Origin of the sequence: Sphingomonas sp. SORGH_AS_0879 (assembly GCF_030819175.1) — a bacterium.
GTDB lineage: Bacteria > Pseudomonadota > Alphaproteobacteria > Sphingomonadales > Sphingomonadaceae > Sphingomonas.
Window position 1 is genome coordinate 3,905,001 of sequence record NZ_JAUTBJ010000002.1, and the last position, 19,110, is coordinate 3,924,110.

The following is a 19,110-nucleotide window of genomic DNA, read 5'->3' on the forward strand; positions in this document are numbered from 1 at the left end:
CGGGTTGATGCTCGACATTTCGGCATAGACGGGGATCGGCACGGGGCGTTCCTGGGCGATCTTGACCAGCGCCAAGCCACCCGCGCGCGAGCCGGTGAAGCCGACCGCCGTGATGCGCGGATCGCGGACCAGTGCCCCGCCCAGCTCGTTGCTGGGGCCGGTCAGATGGCCGAACACGCCCTTGGGCAGACCACAGGCTTCGACGGCCCGCTCGATCGCGGCGGCGACCAGCGCGCCGGTCTGCGGATGCGCCGGGTGGCCCTTGACGATCACTGGGCAGCCCGCCGCCAGCGCCGAGGCGGTGTCACCCCCCGCCGTCGAGAAGGCCAGCGGGAAGTTGGACGCGCCGAACACCGCGACCGGACCCAGCGGCACCATGCGCAGACGCAGGTCGGGGCGCGGCAGCGGCTGGCGGTCGGGCAGGGCGGGGTCGATGCGAACCTGGAGATAGGCTCCGGCGCGCAGCACCTTGGCGAACAGGCCCAACTGGCCGACCGTGCGGCCGCGCTCACCTTCCAGACGCGCGCGCGGCAGGCCGCTCTCGCGCATCGCCGCCTCGATCAGCGCGTCACCGACGGCCATGATCTCGGCCCCGATCCGGTCGAGGAACGCGGCTCGCTCTTCACGGCTGGTGGCGCGATAGACGTCGAACGCCTCCTCGGCCGCCGCGCAGGCCGCATCGACATCGGCGGGGCCATGGACCGCGAAAGCGTCGCCCACCGGCTGTCCGGTGGCGGCGTCGATCGAACGGAAATCGGTCATAGGGGAAGCTCCTTTATATTACTCCGACATATTGATTTGACGGAGCGATGGCAATGTTAAACGTTGTGCGCGAAGATAGGGGCGGAGAGGTAAGACACGCGATGACCGACACCAAGATGCAGGACATGCCGCCCGGCCAGGACGTAGAATCGGGGGATGACGCGATCACGACACCGGCCCGCGCACGGCGCGGCACGGGCCGTCGCCTGCACGGCGCGATCGCGCACAAGCTGGGCGCGGCGATCGTTTCGGGCGAGTACCGCCCCGGCGACACACTGTCGGGCGAGGTCGCTTTTTCCGAGGCGCTCGACGTGTCGCGCAGCGCGTACCGCGAGGCGGTACAGGTGCTGAGCGCCAAGGGGCTGGTCGAAAGTCGCCCCAAGACGGGCACACGTGTCCTGCCGCGCAACCGCTGGAACCTGCTCGACCCCGATGTGCTGGCCTGGGCCTTTTCCGGCGAGCCGGACATTCATTTCGTGCGCAGCCTGTTCGAGTTGCGCGCGATCGTGGAGCCCGCCGCTGCGCGGCTGGCGGCGGAGCGGCGCGACAAGGCCGATCTGAAGGAAATGCGCGATGCGCTGGCCGCGATGCGCCGCCACACGCTGGCGACCGAGGCGGGACGCGCCGCCGACCGGGATTTCCACAATGCGGTGCTGGCCGCGACCCGCAACGACGCGCTGGTCGTGCTGACCGCCAGTATCGGCGCGGCGGTCGCCTGGACCACCCAGTTCAAGCAACGATCGCGCGCGCTGCCCCGCAATCCGGTGCCCGACCATGTGAAGGTCTATGACGCGATCGCGGCGGGCGATGTGGAGGCGGCAGGAGAGGCCATGCGGCTGCTCGTCGATCTGGCGCTGGAGGATACCCGCAGCGCGATGGAGAAATAAGCGGCCCGCTCCCCTCGAAGGAGCGGGCCACCCGAGATGCCGGGTTCGGGAAAGGGGATTCTCAGGGCGGATCGCGATTCTTCTCATTCCTCCCCTGCAAGGATTCCTCTGCAAAACTCCCGCCAGCACCATCCCGGCGAAGGCCGGGATCCAGTTGCGGAACGATGATAAATGCCTCTCATCGCTTCCAAACTGGACCCCGGCCTCCGCCGGGGTGGTCGATGTTCATGGGCGGCGTCCCGACTTTCGCAGAGGAATCCTGATAGGGGAGGGGGACCATGCGAAGCATGGTGGAGGGGTGTCCCCGGTTGTTGTTGCAGTCCAACCTCTCACGCCGAGACACCCCTCCGTCAGGCCCTCCGGCCTGCCACCTCCCCTGCAAGGGGAGGAATAAGGGAGTGTCGATCAGCTCTCAGATCACCGCCCGGTGAAGCGGCTTGGCCGGAACCTCGACACGGAAGGTGAAGATATCGCCCGCCTGGATCTGTTCGGCCAGTTGTTCCTCCGACAGACCCTGCCGCGCGGTGGTGGCATAGGCGGTGCGGCCGTCCGGGCCGCCGAGCGCGATCTTGGTGATGTTGGAGACGGGGAAGCGCACCTCGTCGGTCATCACGCCGTCGGGGCCATAACGCCGCGCCGCCGATCCGCCGAAGAAACCGACCCACACGCCGCCTTCGCAATCGCAGATCGCGCCATCGGGATGGCCGTCCGCTTCGCCGAAGCGCGCGAACTCGGTCGCGGGGCCAAGCGTCCCGTCGCTGAGGATCGGATGCGACAGGATCACCTTGCCCAGCGTATCGACATGATAGAGCGTCGAATCATCAGGCGAGATCGCGGGACCGTTGGTGATGCACACCGGATCGGCGGCGGTCGGCTCGACCAGACCCGCCGTCCAGCGGAACAGCCGGCCCGACAGCGCGGCCTCGTCATTGTCCATCGTGCCGAACCAGATACGCCCCTGCCCATCGACACCGGCATCGTTCAGGCGGTTGGCGGGCAGATGCGCATCGACCTCGGCCAGCCGTTCGAACCCGCCGGTCGCGGGGTCGAAATGATGCGGGCCCGACTTCAGCCCCGCGACGAAGCCGCCGCGCTTCGCCGGGACCACCCAGCCGACCATTTCGGGCGAGGCCCAGTGATCGAGCGTGCCCGCCACGGGATCGTGCCGGTAGATGCGCTGCTGCTTGATATCGACGAACCAGAGCGCCTCATCGACCCAGATCGGGCCTTCGCCCAGCGTCGCGCCCACCGTCAGGCAATGTTCGGCCTGCTGCATCTGCATCACTCTCTCCTGCTTGCTCTCGCCCGGTCGGTCAGCGCCAGCCGGCGTCGATGAAATAATCATGACCCGTGCACATCTTCGCATCGTCCGAGGCGAGGAACAGCACCAGCGCCGCGACGTCGGACGGCTGGATGCGCCCGTCGAGGCACTGGGCCGCGACGATTTCCGCCTCGCCTTCGGGCGTGTACCATTTTTCCTGGCGCGGGGTCTGCACATTGCCCGGCACGATGGTGTTCACCCGGATATTCTCACGGCCCAGATCGCGCGCCAGGCTGCGGGTCAGACCTTCGATCGCGGCCTTGCAGGTCTGGTAGAGCACGAGATCGTTGAGCCCGAGATGCCAACTGATCGACCCGAAGTTCAGGATCGCGCCGCCCCCTGCCCGCTTCATCGCGGGGATCACCGCCTGGGCGGCGAAGAACTGGTGCCGCAGATTGACGTTCAGCCGCTCGTCCCAATAGGCCGGGGTGACTTCTTCGATGCTGTGGCGATCGTCATTGCCCGCATTGTTGACGAGAATATCGACCCCGCCCAGCGCCGCTTCCAGATCGGCAAAGATCGCCTTCAGGCTGTCGAGATTGGTCAGATCGCAGCGGCGATGGATCGGCGCGTGGCGCGCATCGGGGGTCAGCCGGTCGACCAGTACCCGGCTTGCCTCCTCGGCGATGTCGACGAAGGCGACGCGCGCGCCCTGCGCTACGAACGCCTCGACCAGCCCCTCGCCGATCCCGGAGCCCCCGCCCGTCACGATGACGCGCTTGTCGATCAGGCTGGGGTAGCGCGCGACCATGTCGGTCGCGGCGCTGGTCTTCTGCAACATGGAAGTCTCCGTCACAACAGGCCGCGCTTGGCCAGGTTGCGCATCAGGTCGCCCAGCCCGAAGGTCCAGGCGGGGGCATCGGCGCTGGTCGTCACCGGATTGACCAGCGTGCCGAGACGCGGGTTGGTGATGACGACGGTGTCGCCGACCTTGTGGGTGAAACCGCGGCCGGGCTCGTCGCGGTCCTGGGTCGGCGCGAACAGCGTGCCGAGGAACAGGACCAGGCCGTCCGGATAATGATGTTCGCTCAGCGCCTGGCCGAGCAGATCTTCCGGATCGCGGCTGATCTGGTCCATCGAACTGGCACCTTCCAGCACATAGCCGTCGGTGCCGGTGATGGTCAGCTTGACCTCGCTCGACCGCACATCGTCCATGGTGAAGCCGTCGTCGAACAGGCGGACCAGCGGCCCCAGCGAGCAGGAGGCGTTGTTATCCTTCGCCTTGCCGAGCAGCAGCGCCGAGCGCCCCTCGAAATCGCGCAGATTGACGTCGTTGCCCAACGTCGCGCCGACCGCGCGCCCATGCGCATCGGCGACCAGCACCACCTCGGGCTCGGGGTTGTTCCAGGTCGAGTCGGAGCGGACGCCGACCGGCATCCCCCAGCCCACCGTCGAGAGCACCGGCGACTTGGTGAAGATCTCCGCATCCGGGCCGATCGCGACCTCCAGATATTGCGACCACAGCCCCTCGGCGATCAGCGCGTCCTTGAGCTGCGCCGCCTCGGGCGAGCCCGGCACGACCGAGCGGATATTGCCGCCCAGCGCCTGTTCCAGCGTGGCGCGAAGCCCCGCCGCCTTGGCATGGTCGCCGCGCGCGCGCTCCTCGATCACCCGCTCCAGCGCGGAAACCGCGAAGGTCACGCCCGCCGCCTTCACGCATTGCAGATCGATCGGCGACAGCAGGCGGTTGGCCGCGCCCTGTTCGGGCGACAGGGTCAGGTCGGCGAGTTCGCCCAGCACCTCGCCCCGCGATGCCTCGATCGCGCCATCCGCGATCAGCGCGGAGACGGTCGGCGCGACCCGGCTCATGTCGTAAACCTGGCCCGCCTCGACCAGAACGGGACAGGGGCCCTCGCCCCGGTCGATGCGACCGACGAAACGCCCCTCGCGCCAATCGTCCGGCAAGGCTTGGATGAGGTCGGTGAACTGGCTGGCCATAAAGTCCTCTCCGCAAATTTTGTTAGCGGTATCGATTGGTGTCGTTCGCTCGTCAAGCGCTGGATGGCGGTGGCGGGGGCCGTTCATCAATCCTGTACCAATGTAGATCCATAACCGTCTGGCTTTATGCGATGATTCGCTTATGGCCGCTATTGGTATCAACGCCGCAGCCGCCGATGCGACGAAAACGGGTGCCCAGGGACAGATGAGTTTGCAGAGAGTCGACGACCCTTCGTTCGTGATCCGGATGGACGATCATCATATCGTCCATGTCCGGGTTTGCGACGTCTGGACCCCGGATGCCGCCGAACGCTATTGGCGCGCCTTCCTCCCCTTTCTGCACCAGTCGCGGGCCCATTTCGCGGGCTATGCCAAGGCATTGATCGATCGGCGCGGTGCCCCCATCATGCCGGTCGCCATGGTCCAGAAAATGCGCGAGGGCATTCTGGAACATTATCGGCCGGAGGATCGGCTGGCGCTCGTCGTCGATTCCAGCCCGCTGAAAGCGCAAATCCGCCAGAACTATCCGCTGCTCAATCTCGACGCCTTCCTGTCCCACGACGCCGCACTGGCCTGGCTCATCAACACCTGAGGCCCCCGCAAACGGGCCGGGCACTCGCCCGACCCGCCCGCCCGATCAGTGCCCGATCAATGGTTGTCGCGCGGCAGCCCCTGAGTCTGGGCGATACGCTGATACTTCTCCGCGCCCTCCAGGATCGCGCCGGTCGACATCTGGCCGACCACCGAGCGCTGGATTTCCTGCCACGGGGTCTGCGACGCCGGATATTTATACCCGCCCGCCGCCGCCAGCACCTTGCGACGCTCGGCCAGTTCCTCGTCCGAGATCAGGATGTTGGCGGTGCCCTTGTTCAGGTCGATCCGCACCCGGTCGCCGGTCTGGATCAGGGCCAGGCCACCCATCGCCGCCGCCTCCGGGCTGGCGTTCAGGATCGAGGGCGATCCGCTCGTGCCCGACTGGCGCCCGTCACCGATGCAGGGCAGCGAGTGGATGCCCTCGGTGATCAGATACGCCGGCGGGCGCATGTTGACGACTTCCGCCGCGCCCGGATAGCCGATCGGCCCCGCGCCGCGCATGAACAGCAAGGTCTGTGGCGTGATGCCGGTCGCGGGATCGTCGATCCGGTGGTGATAATCCTCCGGCCCGTCGAACACGACCGCAGGCCCCTCGAACGCGTCGGGGTCGTCCGGGTTGGACAGATAGCGTTCGCGGAACTCGGGCGAGATCACGCTGGTCTTCATCACGGCGGCGTCGAACAGATTGCCCGACAGCACGATGAAGCCCGCTTCCTCCACCAGCGGCTGGTCGAACGGACGGATGACCTTCTCGTCCTCGATCGCGCGCCCACGGCAATTCTCGCCCATGGTCCTGCCGTTGACGGTCAGCGCGTCCTCGTGGATCAAGCCCTGCTCGATCAACTGGTTGACCACGGCGGGAACGCCGCCCGCGCGGTAATAATCCTCGCCCAGATACTCGCCCGCCGGTTGCAGGTTCACCAGCAGCGGAATCTTGTGCCCCTCGGTCTCCCAATCCTCGACGGGCAGGTCGACGCCGATGTGACGCGCGATGGCGGCCAGATGGATCGGCGCGTTGGTCGAACCGCCGATCGCCGAGTTGACCTTGATCGCATTGTGGAACGCCTGCTTGGTCAGGATGTCGGAGGGCTTCAGATCCTCATGCACCATCTCGACGATGCGCTTGCCGGTGAGGTACGCGACCTCCTGGCGGTCACGGTACGGCGCGGGGATCGCCGCCGAACCCGGCAGCGACATGCCCAGCGCTTCGGCCAGCGAGTTCATCGTGGTCGCGGTGCCCATGGTGTTGCAATAGCCGGTCGAGGGGGCCGAAGAGGCAACCAGACGGATGAACTCCGCATCGTCGATCTCGCCCGCCGCCAGCATCTGGCGCGCCTTCCACACGATGGTGCCCGAACCGGTCCGCTCGCCCTTGTGCCAGCCGTTGAGCATCGGCCCGACCGACAGCGCGATCGCGGGGATGTTCACCGTCGCGGCCGCCATCAGCATCGCCGGGGTCGTCTTGTCGCAGCCGATCGTCAGCACCACGGCGTCGAGAGGATAGCCGTACAGCACCTCGACCAGGCCCAGATAGGCAAGGTTGCGATCCAGGCCCGCGGTCGGGCGCTTGCCGGTTTCCTGGATCGGGTGAACCGGGAATTCCAGGACGATACCGCCCATTTCGCGCACGCCCTCGCGCACCCGCTCCGCCAGCACCAGATGGTGGCGGTTGCAAGGCGACAGGTCGGAACCGCTCTGCGCGATGCCGATGATCGGCTTGCCCGACTGAAGCTCTTCAAGGCTCAGACCGAAGTTCAGATAGCGCTCCAGATAGAGAGCGGTCATGTCGATATTGTCGGGATTGTCGAACCAGGCGCGGCTGCGCAGTTTGGGCGTGTCGGTCATGTCAGGCTTTCGGTCAGCGAACGGTGGAGAAGCGATAGATCATGGTATGCCGGTAAGGCTTGCCGGGATCGACGCGGGGCGAGACGAAGTCGGGCTTGTTGGGCGAATCCGGGAATTTCTGCGGCTCCAGCGCGATGCCGTCGCCCATGCGGTACAGATGGCCCTGCTTCCCGACATAGGTGCCGTCGAGAAAATTGCCCGTGTAGAATTGCACGCCCGGCTCGGTCGACAGCACTTCGAGCACGCGGCCCGAGGCCGGATCCTCCAGTCGCGCGGCAAGCTGCGGCGTGGCGGTCAGGCCCTTGTCGAGCGCGAAATTATGGTCGTAGCCCTGGCCGTAGCGGATCTGCTGGTCGTTGCCGTCGCGAATGCCATCCGCCACCACGCGCGGCTGACGGAAGTCGAAGACGCTGCCCGTAACGGGCTTGCGCTCACCGGTCGGGATCAGCTTGGCATCGACCGGGGTATAGGCCGCCGCCGGGATGGTCAGCTTGTGATAGGTCGCGCCCAGCGGCGAACCCTCGCCGTTCAGGTTGAAGATGGCATGGTTCGTCATGTTGACGATGGTCGGCTTGTCGGTCTTCGCCTCGAACGCAATGGTCAGCGAGCCCGCTTCGTCCAGCGAATAGGTGACGGTCGCATCGACCTTGCCGGGATAACCCTGATCGCCATCGGGGCTGGTCAGCGCCATCACCACGCTGGCGGTCGGGCCGTCCTTCATCGAGACGATGCGCCACAGATGCTTGTCGAAGCCCTTGGTCCCGCCATGCAGAGAATTGACCTTGTCGTTCAGCGTCAGTTGATAGCTGCGCCCGTCGAGCGAGAAGCGACCGCCGCCGATGCGGTTGGCGAAGCGGCCCACCGTCACGCCGAAGAAGTTCGGATGGTTCACATAATCCTCGGCCTTGTCATAGCCGAGCAGCACATCGGCCAGCTTGCCGTCGCGATCGGGCGCCATCACCGACTGGAGCGTCGCGCCGTACGTCAGGACGCGCGCCGACAGCCCGGCCCTGTTGGTCAGGGTCACCGATTCGACGCCCGCGCCTTCGACCGAATAACCGGCGGGCGTACGCTTTGCCTCGCTCGCCAGAGCGGCCGTGGATGTCATTGCGGAGGTTACCGCTACCAAAGTAAGAAAGGTCTTGATTGACGCCATCGACATGCCTCATCCCTCCGTCGCCAGACGCCATTGACGCGCCTTTTGCGTCACTATAGTCAGACAAAATATCAGGAGCAAGCCGGTCGGCGAACAGTTTTTCGCGCCAGGTCGGACCGAAAGAGAGGAATGCAATGGCGGTACCCGTTACGTCACGCGCCACCGGCGCACCGGTCGGGGGAGGAGGGGCGACCAGCTACGGACCAGCACTGGCCCTGCTCGCCAGCCTTTTCTTCATGTGGGGCTTCATCACCGTCCTCAACGACATTCTGATTCCCCATCTGAAGGCCGTTTTCGATCTCAACTATACCCAGTCGCTGCTGATCCAGTTCGTCTGGTTCATCGCCTATGGCGTGGCCTCCTTCCCGTCGGCCAAGTTGATCGAACGGATCGGCTATAAGCGCTCGATGGTGGTCGGGCTGGTCATCATGGCGGTCGGCGCGGTGGGTTTTGTCCCGGCGTCGCAATTCGCCTCCTATGGCTTCTTCCTGACCGCATTGTTCGTTCTGGCTTGCGGGATCACGCTGCTTCAGGTCGCGGCCAACCCCTATGTCGCCGTGATCGGGCCGCCCAGCACGGCGTCCTTCCGGCTCAATCTGGTGCAGGCCTTCAACTCGCTCGGCACCTTCGTCGCACCGACCTTCGGCGCGATGCTCATCCTGTCGCGTTCGGCCTCGGGCACGGCAGAGGGTGGCGAGGTCAAGCTCACCGCCGCGCAGAAGCTGGCCGATGCGCAGTCGGTGCAGATCCCCTATCTGCTCATCGCAGCGGTGCTGGTCATCATCGCGGTCATCATCGGCCGGTTCAAGCTTCCCAATCTCGGTTCCGCGACCAGCCGGATGGCAGCGGCCGAACGGCATCGGCATTCGCTATGGAAGCACCGGAACCTGGTCTTCGGCGTGCCGGCGATCGGCCTGTACGTGCTGGCGGAAATCTGCGTCGGGTCGCTGCTCATCAGCTTCATCCAGCAGCCGAACATCGCCAATCTCAGCGCATCCGAAGCCAGCCATTACCTCACCCTGCTCTGGGGTGGCATGATGGTCGGTCGTTTCCTGGGCGCGTTCATCATGCGCTATGTCGCCCCCGCGCGCCTGCTGGCTTTCAATGCCCTCGTCGCGACCATTCTGGTGATGACGGCGGTGCTGGGCAGCGGCCATCTGGCGATGTGGGCACTGGTCCTGGTGGGGTTGTTCCACTCGATCATGTTCCCGACCATCTTCACGCTGGGCATCAAGGGCCTCGGCCCGCTGACCGAAGAAGGTTCGGGGCTTTTGGTGATGGCGATCGCCGGCGGCGCACTGGCGACCGTCCAGGCGTGGATCGCCGATCACCATGGGTTGAGCATCTCGTTCCTCATTCCGGCGGTCTGCGAACTCTACATCCTGTTCTACGCGGTGTGGGGGTCGAAGCCGACCAACGCCTTCCCCGACGAAGACGCAGGGTAATCCCACCCGTTCCGGCGGAATGACGGACAAGGGCGGTGCCGCGAGGTGCCGCCCTTTCCTTATGGAACCGACCAAAGTCCCTCCCATGCCAAGGGAAGGTAGATCGTCACCCTTTCGCCATCCAATATTCTTTGGTAATGTTACACTGTAACACGAAGAGTGATGATGGCAGGCGTGATCCAGAGTCCAGAATGTAAAGCTTCCCGAACGGACCCGGCCTTGCCCGATCACGTCAGGATGGGCGACGACGCCGAAATCCTCCGCGTGATCGAGGACGACGCCGTGACGCTGGCGGTCTGGCAACGTCCCTCCCCTCTGCCGAGCCCGGATCTGGGCGACTTCCCGGCCATCCGCTTTGCCAGCGACATGCGGCGGGTGGCGCACGGGATCGCCGACGCACTGGCCGCCCTGCCGCGGCAGGACTGGCATCATCGGCTCGCCGCCGATGTCCAGCATCTCGCGCAGCTTTATGGCGCGCTGACCGGCGACGACCGGGTGGAGGTGCGGATCGAGCGGGTGACCGGCAATGGCTGCTGGAAATTCCATGCCGATTACGTCGCGCTCCGCCTGATCACCACCTATTGCGGGCGCGCGACCCAGTGGCTGCCGCACGGCGCATCCGACGATACCGAGCCTCACGCCCTGTCGACGGGCGATGTCGGCCTGTTCAAGGGGCGCGAGCGGGCGGGCGACCGGGCGATCATCCACCGATCGCCGCCGATCGCGGGGTCCGGCGAAGACCGGTTGCTGCTCGTCATCGATGCGCCCTGGCCGGAGGATGACGCATGACCAGCCTCGCTTTGCCCCAAAGCGCGAACCGGACGATCGCGCGTCCCGCCGCCGCGGCCGCGCGGCTGGCCAGCATCGATGCAGTGCGCGGGCTGGTGATGGTCATCATGCTGCTCGACCATGTCCGCGACACCTTCTGCACCCATTGGCAGGTCGGCGATCCGATGGATGCGCGGATCGTCGCGCCTGCATTGTTCTTCAGCCGGACGCTCGCCTCGATCTGCGCGCCGACCTTCATCGCGCTGACCGGCCTGTCGGCCTGGCTCTATGGCCAGACCCACAGCCGCACGGAGACCAGCCGCTTCCTCCTGACGCGCGGCGCCTTTCTGATGCTGTTGGAGGTGACGCTGGTCGCCTTCGGCTGGTCGGCCAAGTTTCCGCCCGAGACCATCTGGCTGCAGGTCATCTGGGCGATCGGGCTGTGCATGATCGCGCTCGCCGGGCTGATCCATCTGCCGCGCATCGCGATCGCCGCGATCGGGCTGGCGATCGTGGCGGGGCATAATCTGCTCGACCCTGTCGTCTTCGCGCCGGACAGCCCCTGGTTCGCCATCTGGGCGCTTGTGCACAAGCGGACCGCGTTCGAATGGATGGGGATCACGATCAAGACGACCTATCCCGTCCTCGCCTGGATCGGGGTGATCGCGCTGGGTTACGCGGTCGGCCCGTGGTTCCGGCAAGCGGCCGAGGAACGGCGGCGCTGGTTCGCCGCGCTGGGGGTCGCATTGCTGCTCGGCTTCGTCCTGCTGCGGACCATCAACGGTTATGGCGATACGCCCTGGGCGCCGGTGGCGGGCGATACGCTTCGCAGCGTGATGAGCTTCCTGGCGCTGACCAAATATCCGCCCTCGCTGATGTTCCTGATGGCGACGCTGGGTGTCGCGGCGCTATTGCTCGCCCTGTTCGAAGGGCGCACCGGCCCCGTCGCCCGCGCACTGGCGGTGATGGGCGGCGCACCGATGGCCTTCTACCTGCTGCACATCTATGTCTTGCGCTTCCTGTATCTGGGCGCGGTGGCGATCTGGGGCACCAATCAGGGGGCGGTGTTCGGCCTGCCCTCGGTCGGGGCGATGTGGCTGATGTATCTGCTGCTCATCGTGCCGCTCTATTTCCCCACCAAATGGTTCGCCGAGTTGAAGCGCCGCCGTCGCGACCTTCGCTGGCTGCGGTACTTCTAGAACCAGGTACGGATACCCAGCGCGAGCGCCGCGCCGCCACCGCTCGCCGGGCCATAGCGCCGCTCCCAGCTGACGCCGACATAGGGGGCGAATTCCCGCGCGATCTCGTAGCGGAGCCGCACGCCCAGTTCGAGATTGGAGACACCCGACGCGATCCCCTGTTCGGGCACGTCCTGCGCGGCGAGGTTCATCTCCACCCGGGGCTGAAGGATCGCGCGCTGGGTGATGCGCTGATCGATCCAGGCTTCGGCCCGCGCCAGCACCTCGCCCTTGTCGGACAGGAACAACGCTCCCTCCACGTCGAACCAATAGGGGGCGAGCCCCTCGATCCCAAGTACGGCATAGGTCCGCCGAGCCCCCGCCCCGACATCCTGCCGCAGACCCGCTTGCAGGTTCCAATAGGGATCGATCGCCCGCGCATAGAGCGCCTGCACCTCCGCCGCGCCGATCCGGGCGCCCAGCCTGCCTTCGCCCTCGCTCTTGATCACCAGCCGGTCGATATCGCCGCCGAACCAGCCCTCCCCGTCCCAGCGATAGCTGTCGCGGCCATCGCGTATCTGCACTTCGGCCAGATTGAACAGGATCTGCGAGAAGCGCATGCCGCCATGCTCCATCCGCATCCGGCGATCGGCGACGGCCATCGCGGCGGGATCGTAGAAACGGTCGGCGGCGCGGTCGCTCGGCGGCAGGGGCGGCGGGGCGTCGCCGACGGGCTGCGGCCCGTTCGCCATGCCCGACATGGCGGCATGATCCATCGCCATGCCGCCATCCGCCGCCGCTGCTGGTTGGCAATGGCCCATCGCAGCGTGTTCGGGCGGACAGGCTTGCGCGGTCGAAGCCTGGGGCATCGAGGCCATGCCCGGCATCACGTCATGCCCCATGGCGTCCTGGCCTTGGGACGGTCTCTCCGCTCGGCAATGCCCCATGGCCGCATGTTCAGGCGAGCACGCGCCGGACTGATCGGAAGGGGACGGGGCGGACCGCGCCTTGGCGGTCGGCCGGGAAGTCTGCCACTTGCCGGCCTTCCGCTTCGCCGCCTGAGCGGCCTTGGGTTTGGCCATCGGCATGGTCATGCCCGGCATCGCCATGTCATGATGCTGTGGCTGAGCGAGCAGCAGCGCGAGCAGGATCATGCCGGGTCCTCCTGCTTCGCATCGCGCCGCACCGTGACGACCTGCATCATCCCCGCATGCATGTGATAGAGCAGGTGACAGTGAAAGGCCCAGTCGCCCTCCGCATCGGCGGTCAGGTCGAAGGTCACGGTGCCGCCCGGCGCGACATTGACGGTATGCTTGCGCGGGGCGTGGTCGCCATGCCCCGTCACCAGTTCGAAGAAATGGCCGTGCAGATGGATGGGGTGCGCCATCATCGTGTCGTTGACCAGCGTCACCCGCACCCGCTCGCCCAGCCGGAACGGGATGGGCGCGGTCACGGCGTTCAGCTTCACCCCGTCGAACGCCCACATATAGCGTTCCATATTGCCGGTCAGATGAATGGTCAGCGCGCGCGACGGCACCCGCCGGTCGGGATTGGGCGTAACGCTCATCAGGTCGCGATAGGTCAGCACGCGGTGCCCGACATCGCCCAGCCCCTGCGGCGGTTCGCCGGTCCGGTCGACCGGCATCGGTGCGACCGTCTGGACGACGGGCGTGCGCGGCAGGCCGGGCGCATTGGCGAAGTCGCGCATGCTGTGCTTCATCGCGCCATGGGCCATAGGTTCGGCGGGCTGGCAATGCCCCATCGCGGCGTGTTCGGGTGAGCAAGCGCCGCCGCCTCCACCGCCGCCGCCATGGTCCATCGTGCCCATGCTCCCCATCCCCATGTCCTTCATCGTGGCGAGCGGACGCGGGCGCAAAGGGGGGACGGCGGCGATCATGCCGGATCGCGGCGCCAGCGTGCCCCGCACCATGCCCGACCGGTCCCAGGTTTCCGCGACCAGCGTATAGGCGCGGTCCTCGATCGGGGTGACGATCAGGTCATAGGTTTCGGCGACCGCGATCTGAAGCTCGTCGACCGTCACCGGTTGCACGTCCTGCCCATCCGCCTGCACCACCTGGAACGACAGGCCCGGTATCCGCAGGTTGAAGATGGTCATCGCGGAGGCATTGACGACGCGCAGCCGTACCCGCTCGCCCGGTGCGAACAACCCCGTCCAATTGTCCGCCGACCCATGGCCGTTGATCAGGTATCGATAGGTCGATCCCGTGACGTCGGACACGTCGCTGGGGTCCATCCGCATCGCGCCCCAGCGCAGCCGCTCCGCCAGGGGTTGGTCCCGCCCGGCCAGCAGGCCCGCCGCCGTCTGCTTCTGATAGTTGAAATAGCCGCCTTGAAGCTTCAGCCGCCGAAAGATCGCATGGGGGTGGAGCGGACTGTGATCCGACAGCAGGATCACATGTTCGCGGTCCGAGGCGATTGGGTCCGCCCCCGCCGGATCGATGACGATGGGGCCGTAATGCCCCTCCTGCTCCTGCAACCCCGAATGGCTGTGATACCAATAGGTCCCGGCCTGGACGACCGGAAACTCATAGGTGAAGCGCCCGCCCGCCGGAATGCCGGGAAAGCTGATCCCCGGCACCCCGTCCATCTGGAAGGGCAGGAGCAGCCCGTGCCAGTGGATCGAGGTCTCCTCGTCCAGCGTGTTGATGACGGTGATCTTCGCCCGCTGCCCCTCGCGCAGGCGGATCAGCGGCGCGGGGGTCGAACCGTTGATGCCGATCGCATGATAAGCTTTGCCGTCGATCATCATCATCTGCCGCGCGACGGTCAGCGTGATCTCCGGCCCATTCAGCACGGCCCCATTCAGCACCGGACGCACGCCGGGCATCGCCGTCGATCCGTGCGCCAACCCGCCGCCATGGCTCTGCGCCCAGGCGGGCAGCGCGACCAGTGCGCCCAGCCCCATGCCACCGGCCAGCATCTCACGGCGGCGGATCGAAATCGCGATGTCGTTCATACCCCCTATACGCCCGCCCGGCGGCCTTCCCTCATGATGCGGTCAGGGAATCGCATCGCGCAGCGCGGCCCGCGCGCGGCGGATGCGAAGCTCCACCGCCTTGCCGCTCAGCCCCAGGGCCTCCGCCGCCTCCGCCTGGCTCAACCCCTCGATCGTACACAGGATCAACGGCACCCTCAGCGCATCGGGGAGGCGGTCCAGCGCCGCCAGCGTCCGCGCCAGCGAATCGCGGTCGATCGCCGCCGCCTCGCCCCCGACCCGGTCGTCGGCGATCTCGGCGGCGGCCTCGACCGGCAGGACCCGCGCGAGCATCGCGCGCACCCGCCGCCGCCGCGCCCAGTCGCGGCATTTGTTGAGCGCGATCCGGCTGAGCCAGGCACGCAGGGACCGCGTCTCGTCGAACCGCGCCAGCGCGCCGTGCGCGGCGACGAAGCTTTCCTGCACCAGGTCCAACGCCTCGTCGGCATCGCGGACATGCGCCAGGATCAGCCGGTACAGCGCCGTCTTGTGCCGCGTGACGATCACCGCATAGGCACCGGGCCGCCCGCTCCGCGCCAGCGCCACCAGATCGCCATCGGCCAGTCCCGCCAGATCGCGGCTCACCGCCCCCGGCTCAACGATCGCTATCGGTCAGCTTGGCCACGACCAGCCGATCGAAGGTCGCCGCCTGATCGGGACGCAGAACCCTGCGCATCGCGAAGACATGCGCCAGCGTCGCCTTTTGCAGGTCGCCCATGCTGTGATGGACGGCATCGATCGCCTGGCTGACCCGCGGCCCGTCACGATGCTCCGCCTCGATCGCCGCCGCCAGCCGCGCATTGTCCCCGCGCAGCCGCGCCTCCAGCGTCGCGCGGGTGGTGGCGAACCGCGCCTCCAGCCGGTCCAGCGCGACGCTCTGCGCCGGGTCGAGCCGGATGTCGCGGTGGACCAGCGCATGAAGATCGCTCGCCGGCGGCTCGGCGGGCATCAGGACACGGCACCCGATCGCCACGCCCGCCAACGCCGCGACGAAGGCGATCACCAGCGTCAGCAGGTTGCGCCGCATCACCGCCCCAGCAACAAGGTCGAAGGGGCCAGGCGCGCATCCAGGGCGACGAGCGCGACGGGGCGCGCCTTCGCCTCGATCCGCCCCGCCATCACGCCCCCCCCGGTCAGCCCGAGCAGCAAGGCGGCCCCACCCGCCAAGGCGATACCCCGAAGCGACACCCCCTCGCCCGCCAACGCCCCCGGTTCGATCGCCGAGGCCACACGGCACTCCAGGTCGTTCAGGGCATCGGGCGGCACAAGGCTGGCCAGCCGGGCAAGATCGCGGTCGAAGGCGTCGGTCATCATGCCGTTATACGCAAAAACCACCCACATCCCTCATCCGCATTTGGAGAAGGCATCCCAAGCTTTGACAGTCACCTGAGCACCAGAGGCATTACAATGGGGAGCGGCGCCATACCAAGAAGCCGCCAAAACCGAGCGATGGGCTATGCCGGATCGCCAAAAACCAAAAACCCCGCCAAGCCGTTGGCTTAGCGGGGTTTTCGATGGTGGGCGTGGCAAGGATTGAACTTGCGACCCCTGCGATGTCAACGAAGATGGGACCGCCTAAGTCGTTGATTTTGCGCCATGCGAGCGCGCAAACGCGAGAGAACGCGACGAGAACAGGCCGTGAAGGGCGATTGCTTCCACGCAAAACACACGCAAGACGATTTTCGAGCCTATGTCCTTTTGAACGAAGGGTTTCCTCATGGCCGCGGCCGACGTCGGGTCGCTGTTGTTTCTGACGGCTTGGCGCTGGGGTCCGGCTCATGGTTCGTGGAGACCCAGCACCGCCGGGGCGATCGAATGCATTCGTTGGGAGCATTGCGCAATTCGATGCCCATCGACCGCCCGAACAACCGCTTGGCTTCGATCTGGTCGAAGGTCCGGGTGATCCGCCTCGCGCGCCAGTCGACCTCATAGGCCTTGAAGGTGCCGAAGCTGTCGCAATTGCTGTGGGGCATGATCTCGGCGGCGAGGATCACCTTCTGCGATCCGCCTTGCCACTGAACGACGGCGACATTGGGATCTTCGCGCCAGCCGCATTTGACCGGGTGCCCGAACGCCGAGCGGATGAGCGGCGATAGGTCCGTTACCTGCAACCCGTTCCGTCCCGCCGCGACGACGATCGCGCGATAGAGGCCGATCGCCCCGCCATCGCTGGTCGTCACCGCGAACGCTCTGGAATCCGGTGCCCAGAGGAGTTCTGAATTAACGCCAGCGCCGAGCGACACGGTGCCCGTTCCGAGCTTGCCGCGCACGCGCAGGGTGACTTCGCCGTCCGTGTTCTCCGTTTCCGTGTAGCGGGCGAGAACATGCGTTTGTCGATCCGGTGCCTCAAGCCGCAAGCCGGTCGGTGCACCGGCAATCCTGTGCCAGATCGGCTGCGCCTGACGCGCGTAGAAACCGGCCGGGGCCGCGGCGACCAATAAGGTCGCTGCAGCCGCAGCAAGGATCGATCGCAGGCGAAGGGTCATATCGCGAGGGTAATGGCACGTCGCAACGCGTGCAATCAGACGTACCGAGGGAAGAGCAGCTGCGCACGGCGAAGCTGCCGGTGGAATGAAAAAACAGGCGGCCTGATCCGGACCCGAGACGGGCCGGTGATCCTCTCGCTGAAAGTGCCCAACATGTTGACCTCCCCGATCAAGCCGTCGCTCGATCCCTCGCTGCGCGTCCTGTCGCTGCCGCTCACCGCCCTCTACGAAGCACCCGTGCCGATCGGCGCACTGGCCGGTCTGCCCGCTGGCGTGCTCGACATCGCCTCGGCCAATCTCCTGATCGCCGCCACGCCCTGCGATCCGCCGCTATTCGGTATGAAGATGGAGGATGCCTGCACCCGCTTCGGGCGCGACGTCATGCTCGTGCGTACCGGGCTGTTCCCGGAGACGATGAACCCGGTCACGGTCGATGTCGCGCTGGTCGGGCCGGACGGGCCGTTCACGATGACTGACCTCGTCTTCATGCGACGGCGCGACGACAGCCTGTGGCTGGTGCCGCAGCGGGCCGGCGCTTTCGTGGAGATCCGGGGCGATGGCCTGGCGCTGCAGACGACGCCTCCTTTCGTCACCTGGGACGAGCGCTGCGACGGGGTCTGCCGCGCGGCCGCCGAGATCGTGCGGATCGTGACCTATCGGCGGGGACGCTGACATGGCTGCGCGCAAGCCCCCCAAGCTGCCGGTCAAGCCGACGCCGACCGACGCCGATCCGCAGAGCTGGCTCTATCTGAACCCGTCCGGGCCGTCCCCGGCGGGGACGGTCTTTGCTGTCCTGCGCCGGGGCTACGCCGGTCGCGTCAACAGCGCGCTGGAGTTCGGCTATCGCAAGGCGCATCTCGGCCCCGCCGTCGCGGGCGCGGATCTCACCGCCTGGTCGCCCAACGTTGAGCGGCTGGAGGTGCTCCTCCCCGCAGGCGCCGACGACAGCCTCGCCGATCCGGCGACGCTGTTGGGGCAGATGGACGCGTATGCCGTCGAGCGCGAGAAGGCGCTGCTCACCTATCTGACGCTGCCGCTCGGCGACGTCGACCGGGTGCATGTCGGCTGGGAGCGGGCGCGCGCCTTCCTGCACGATCGGTTTGCCCGGGATCGCCAACTCGCGTCTGTCCTGATCCTGCATGCGCCGGGGACGATCAACGCCGCCTTCCCGCTCCACGCACACGCGTTGATCGTGCCCAGGCGCCTCACCGGTCTCGGCATCCGCCAGGGCCTGTACGACGAGGACATGATTCACGATCGCGGACAGGCGATCGTCGAGGCGATGTGGGCCGACCATCTGGCGGGATCCCGGTGACCGGCACACAGGACGGAGACAGCGCGGCGCTGGTCGATCTCGCCGGCCGGATCATGCTGACCCATGGCATCAATCCCGGCTATGCCATGCGCCTGCTCGACATCGACCGCGCCGAAGCCGAGGACATGGTTCATCTTGGTCGGCTGCGGTCGCCAACGGACACCGCTCGCGTGGAGCGGCTGCGCCTGTTCATCAACATCCTGATGCGTCTGGAATGGCGGCTGAACCACGACAGCCGCGCGATCCGCCATGTGCTGGACCTGCCGCTCGATGCGCTGGGCGGCGCTTCCCCTGCCGACCGGTTCGGCGGCAGCCTGGACGACCTGCGCGAACTGCGCGGCGCGATCGACAACGTCGCCGCGCCCGCGATCAAATGGTGGCGGGTCGGTCACTGACCGCCCGCCAGAATGAAGAGGAGGC

20 protein-coding genes (1 of these 20 cut by a window edge) are annotated in these 19,110 nt (G+C 66.8%); 8 read left to right on the forward strand and 12 right to left on the reverse strand.

Annotated elements, in window-relative coordinates:
* On the reverse strand, positions 1-762 hold the beginning of the coding sequence (locus QE379_RS18260; RefSeq protein ID WP_307002657.1) for an aldehyde dehydrogenase (NADP(+)). The gene continues 762 nt to the left of window position 1, outside the view; 762 of the gene's 1,524 nt are visible here — the first part of the coding sequence; its start codon is at positions 760-762; the stop codon falls past the left edge of the window.
* Positions 763-887: 125 nt separating this feature from the next.
* Here QE379_RS18260 and QE379_RS18265 point away from each other — a divergent pair, with 125 nt between their 5' ends.
* Positions 888-1,649 (forward strand): FadR/GntR family transcriptional regulator, encoded by a 762-nt coding sequence (locus tag QE379_RS18265; RefSeq protein WP_307003297.1) that lies wholly within the window; start codon positions 888-890, stop codon positions 1,647-1,649.
* Positions 1,650-2,061: 412 nt separating this feature from the next.
* On the opposite strand, the gene QE379_RS18270 is transcribed toward QE379_RS18265, so the two are convergent.
* The 3 genes from QE379_RS18270 to QE379_RS18280 are packed head-to-tail and all read right to left on the reverse strand — an operon-like array spanning position 2,062 to position 4,908.
* A complete protein-coding gene (locus tag QE379_RS18270) occupies positions 2,062-2,931 on the reverse strand; it encodes an SMP-30/gluconolactonase/LRE family protein (RefSeq protein ID WP_373461827.1) in 870 nt (289 codons plus the stop codon).
* A gap of 31 nt (positions 2,932-2,962) precedes the next feature.
* On the reverse strand, positions 2,963-3,751 hold the full coding sequence (locus tag QE379_RS18275; protein WP_307002659.1) for an SDR family NAD(P)-dependent oxidoreductase: 789 nt from the start codon (positions 3,749-3,751) through the stop codon (positions 2,963-2,965).
* An 11-nt stretch (positions 3,752-3,762) separates the two neighbouring features.
* Positions 3,763-4,908 (reverse strand): fumarylacetoacetate hydrolase family protein, encoded by a 1,146-nt coding sequence (locus tag QE379_RS18280; RefSeq protein ID WP_307002661.1) that lies wholly within the window; start codon positions 4,906-4,908, stop codon positions 3,763-3,765.
* A 247-nt stretch (positions 4,909-5,155) separates the two neighbouring features.
* Between QE379_RS18280 and QE379_RS18285 the strand changes: the two genes are divergently transcribed.
* Positions 5,156-5,500, forward strand: a complete 345-nt coding sequence (locus QE379_RS18285) for a hypothetical protein (protein WP_307002663.1) — start codon at positions 5,156-5,158, stop codon at positions 5,498-5,500.
* A 56-nt stretch (positions 5,501-5,556) separates the two neighbouring features.
* On the opposite strand, the gene QE379_RS18290 is transcribed toward QE379_RS18285, so the two are convergent.
* Entirely contained in the window at positions 5,557-7,347 is a 1,791-nt protein-coding gene (locus QE379_RS18290; RefSeq protein WP_307002665.1) for an IlvD/Edd family dehydratase, read from the reverse strand.
* Between the two features lie 13 nt (positions 7,348-7,360).
* Positions 7,361-8,455: an aldose epimerase family protein gene (locus tag QE379_RS18295; protein WP_307002666.1), complete on the reverse strand. Its 1,095-nt coding sequence runs from the start codon at positions 8,453-8,455 to the stop codon at positions 7,361-7,363.
* A gap of 182 nt (positions 8,456-8,637) precedes the next feature.
* On the opposite strand from QE379_RS18295, the gene QE379_RS18300 reads away from it, so the two are divergent.
* The 3 genes from QE379_RS18300 (at position 8,638) to QE379_RS18310 (ending at position 11,915) form a co-directional block, all read left to right on the forward strand.
* The gene (locus QE379_RS18300) at positions 8,638-9,948 is read left to right on the forward strand and encodes a sugar MFS transporter (RefSeq protein WP_307002668.1); all 1,311 of its coding nucleotides are present in this window, start codon (positions 8,638-8,640) and stop codon (positions 9,946-9,948) included.
* A 237-nt stretch (positions 9,949-10,185) separates the two neighbouring features.
* Positions 10,186-10,737, forward strand: a complete 552-nt coding sequence (locus tag QE379_RS18305; protein WP_307002670.1) for a DUF1826 domain-containing protein — start codon at positions 10,186-10,188, stop codon at positions 10,735-10,737.
* Positions 10,734-11,915 carry a DUF1624 domain-containing protein gene (locus tag QE379_RS18310; protein ID WP_307002672.1) on the forward strand — a complete coding sequence of 394 codons (1,182 nt, stop codon included), beginning with the start codon at positions 10,734-10,736 and terminating at the stop codon, positions 11,913-11,915. Before QE379_RS18305 ends, QE379_RS18310 begins: the two co-directional genes overlap by 4 nt.
* On the opposite strand, the gene QE379_RS18315 is transcribed toward QE379_RS18310, so the two are convergent.
* From QE379_RS18315 to QE379_RS18340, 6 genes are all read right to left on the reverse strand, one after another.
* On the reverse strand, positions 11,912-13,048 hold the full coding sequence (locus QE379_RS18315; RefSeq protein WP_307002674.1) for a copper resistance protein B: 1,137 nt from the start codon (positions 13,046-13,048) through the stop codon (positions 11,912-11,914). The two genes, QE379_RS18310 and QE379_RS18315, sit on opposite strands and share 4 nt — an antisense overlap.
* A complete protein-coding gene (locus QE379_RS18320; RefSeq protein WP_373461872.1) occupies positions 13,045-14,862 on the reverse strand; it encodes a copper resistance system multicopper oxidase in 1,818 nt (605 codons plus the stop codon). Before QE379_RS18320 ends, QE379_RS18315 begins: the two co-directional genes overlap by 4 nt.
* A gap of 51 nt (positions 14,863-14,913) precedes the next feature.
* Positions 14,914-15,474 carry an RNA polymerase sigma factor gene (locus QE379_RS18325; RefSeq protein WP_307002677.1) on the reverse strand — a complete coding sequence of 187 codons (561 nt, stop codon included), beginning with the start codon at positions 15,472-15,474 and terminating at the stop codon, positions 14,914-14,916.
* 10 nt (positions 15,475-15,484) lie between these two features.
* Complete coding sequence (locus QE379_RS18330) at positions 15,485-15,916, reverse strand: periplasmic heavy metal sensor (protein WP_307002678.1); 432 nt, start codon at positions 15,914-15,916, stop codon at positions 15,485-15,487.
* Positions 15,916-16,203: a hypothetical protein gene (locus QE379_RS18335; protein WP_307002679.1), complete on the reverse strand. Its 288-nt coding sequence runs from the start codon at positions 16,201-16,203 to the stop codon at positions 15,916-15,918. Before QE379_RS18335 ends, QE379_RS18330 begins: the two co-directional genes overlap by 1 nt.
* Positions 16,204-16,604: 401 nt before the next feature.
* Complete coding sequence (locus tag QE379_RS18340) at positions 16,605-17,375, reverse strand: hypothetical protein (protein ID WP_307002681.1); 771 nt, start codon at positions 17,373-17,375, stop codon at positions 16,605-16,607.
* Between the two features lie 153 nt (positions 17,376-17,528).
* On the opposite strand from QE379_RS18340, the gene QE379_RS18345 reads away from it, so the two are divergent.
* From QE379_RS18345 to QE379_RS18355, 3 genes are read left to right on the forward strand one after another with little or no spacing between them, the layout of a single operon-like run.
* Entirely contained in the window at positions 17,529-18,047 is a 519-nt protein-coding gene (locus QE379_RS18345) for a hypothetical protein (RefSeq protein ID WP_307002683.1), read from the forward strand.
* Between the two features lies 1 nt (position 18,048).
* Positions 18,049-18,690 (forward strand): hypothetical protein, encoded by a 642-nt coding sequence (locus tag QE379_RS18350; RefSeq protein ID WP_307002685.1) that lies wholly within the window; start codon positions 18,049-18,051, stop codon positions 18,688-18,690.
* Positions 18,687-19,085, forward strand: coding sequence for a hypothetical protein (locus QE379_RS18355; RefSeq protein ID WP_307002687.1), 399 nt, complete (start codon positions 18,687-18,689; stop codon positions 19,083-19,085). Before QE379_RS18350 ends, QE379_RS18355 begins: the two co-directional genes overlap by 4 nt.
* Positions 19,086-19,110: the final 25 nt, after the last annotated feature.